The organism is Roseateles sp. P5_E11, from assembly GCF_054049355.1.
Genome location: NZ_JBFUMO010000724.1, coordinates 1 through 2,492, shown reverse-complemented (window position 1 = coordinate 2,492; position 2,492 = coordinate 1). Strand labels below are relative to the sequence as shown.

Sequence of the window (2,492 nt, the reverse complement as noted above, 5' to 3'; positions counted from 1 at the left end):
ACCCAGGCCCAGCCGTCCTTGTCCTGTTCAGCCGCCCCCAGGGCCGTCAGCCGTTCCATCGCCAGCCGCTGCATCAGCTCAGGGTCGCCGATGTGCTCCGCGTCGCCCTGCTCGTTGCTGAACAGGTCGCGGATGACGTGGCCGCCCGCCCGCTCGTAGGCGTCCAGGCCCACGAACTTGACCACCGAGCCCCGCCCGCTGTCGCCGAGGATCACGTTGCGGATAGCGCTGGGGCTGCGGCTGTAGGCCGGCAGGCATTCCCAGGCGCCTTCCTGCTTCTCGTGCGTGTCGGCCAGCGACAGCGCCATGAGCTGATCCATGTTCATGTCGCCCGCGCGATACAGCGCGAACAGCTTCGGCGACACGGTGGCGAGCTTCAGCCGGCGCTTGACGGTCAGCGGGGTGAGCCCGAAGCACACGGCGATGTCCTCGATGCCGGCGCCGGCCGCCACCATGTCCGCGAACGCCCGCACGGTGTCCGCGATGCTCATCGGCTTCTGGCCCTGGTTCTCGGCCATGCTGACCGCGATGGCCCGCTCGACCGGGATCACGGCGCACAGCACTTCGAAGTCCAGCGTGATCCGCCCACGCTTGACCAGCACATTCAGCGCCCGCAGACGCCGGCCGCCCGCGATCACGCCGTGCGTAAACAGCCGCTTGCTGTCGCGGCCTTTGCCGCGCCGGGGGCTGTCATAGGCCAGCACCGAGAGGTTCTGCAGCAGGCCCTGCGCATCGATCAAGTCAGCCAGCTCGTCGATCTCCGCCTCAGTAGGCTCGTCCTTGCGCACGTTGCGCTCGTCCAGCCGCAGGCACCGCAGCGTCAGGTACTGGAGGTTTGCTTCTTCGGTCCCTGCCCGCAGGGCAATGCTTGCTTCCTGGTGAGTCTCGGGAGGTGCGGAGGGAACGTCCGCTTCGAGGCTGTTGTTGCCGCGGGTGGTGAGGGTTTCGGTCTTGCTCATGGTTCACGCCTTTCTGCGTTGGTGGTGGGAAAACCTGCTTCCTGGAGCCGTCTCGACGGACCAGGAGCGCGGCGCCCACCGAAGGCAATGGCCGACCCGCAAGCCGCAGCCCGGCGCATCGCGCCGGGACCGGGTGAGGACACGGAGCGCAGCTGCACCGTTGCCTTCGGTGGGCACTGCGCTACCCGTCGATAAAGGGACGGCCCAGGAGGCAGGCCACCGCCCATGCGGAAACCGCGAGCGGGACCGACGGGTTGGCCCTTCACCACCCGCGGCAGCGCGCGGCGGGCCCAGCGGGGCCGCGGCGCACCCACACCGCGCAGCGGTGCGCTTCAGCGCCGCCAGGCGCCCGCAAGAGGGATCGACAGTGCTGCGCAGCAGTCCACGCACCGCGTGGATGAGCGCCCGGCGCGAACCCGCAAGAGCCCGGACGGCCGGCAACGCCGGCTAGGCTCGCCCAGCTCACCAATACGGCCGAAGGCGTGGACGCCTCCCGATTTTTGGTGTACTGTATAAATACACAGTATTCAGCGAAGCGCCCGACATCGCTTCATCTCACCCACCCAGCCAGCACGCTGGCACCTCGGTCAGCGCCAGCTGGCCAGTCCAAGGAGAAGGACATGAGCAAACCGCTCTACGTCGCCTACTTCGCCATCAATCCCTATGGCGAGGACGTGCCGAACCAAGCCATGGACGCGGCCAGGAAGGCGCTGGAAGACCAGTTGGGCGTTGCCTGGCAAGTCCTAGGCGCCAAGGCCGCTTTCGAGGAAGCGGGCGGGCTGCCGGCGTACTGGGCCGGCAACCATCTGCCAAGCATCGTGCGCTGGACCACGGCAACCCAGGCGGCACTGAACGCCGCATTCAAGGCCGAACCTCCACGTCAGGCCACCATCGAAGATCTCGAGCATTTGGATGAGGCCTGCATCGACGTCATACCGGCCGCCCACTACGCGTACACGCCCAATGAATGGCTCGTTGTGTTCACCGCCCACTTCGGCATGAGCGACCACTGCGAGTCGCACGAGCAAGCGCTGAACGCAGCGCGCCACTGGCTCACCGCCGCGCCTGGCGCATGCCCAATCGCAGCGGCCGACCAGCAGATTCGCAACGGCTACCGCGCTCGCAGCCGGGCTCTCGAATCGAGCCGAGCCACGGGTGCAAACCGGCAAAGGTCAGGGACCGAGGTGCATTGCCTCGTACCCCAAACGCACGCTCAGGGAGCCACACCATGGAATTGAAACTGACCGACCCCGACAGCATCATTGCCTGGTGGCAGGTGTTCCCGGACAGGCACGACAGTTTCCTGACCTACAAGATCAAGGCCAGCCCTGAATTCGCACCGGCGATCAGCGAGGCCCGCCGTCGAATCGCCGCTGACCCAGTGCTTGCCGGTCTGCTCAGACAGGCGGAACAGCGCACCCGACAGCACGAAGCCCGCCAGGCCGAACTCAGGGAGCCACTCAGCGCCCACGAGCTTCGACATCTCGAAGTCGCGGCCTAGACTTCCAACCAACACGGCGAGGTACCGATATG

3 protein-coding genes are annotated in these 2,492 nt (G+C 66.9%); 2 read left to right on the top strand and 1 reads right to left on the bottom strand.

Annotation, left to right across the window (positions count from 1 at the left end):
* A partial coding sequence (locus ACXJKR_RS29735; RefSeq protein ID WP_457325908.1) for a ParB/RepB/Spo0J family partition protein occupies positions 1-959 on the bottom strand: 959 nt, incomplete at its 3' end.
* A 620-nt stretch (positions 960-1,579) separates the two neighbouring features.
* On the opposite strand from ACXJKR_RS29735, the gene ACXJKR_RS29730 reads away from it, so the two are divergent.
* Positions 1,580-2,197, top strand: a complete 618-nt coding sequence (locus tag ACXJKR_RS29730) for a hypothetical protein (protein ID WP_457325907.1) — start codon at positions 1,580-1,582, stop codon at positions 2,195-2,197.
* Positions 2,194-2,460 carry a hypothetical protein gene (locus tag ACXJKR_RS29725; RefSeq protein WP_457325906.1) on the top strand — a complete coding sequence of 89 codons (267 nt, stop codon included), beginning with the start codon at positions 2,194-2,196 and terminating at the stop codon, positions 2,458-2,460. Before ACXJKR_RS29730 ends, ACXJKR_RS29725 begins: the two co-directional genes overlap by 4 nt.
* Positions 2,461-2,492 lie beyond the last annotated feature (32 nt).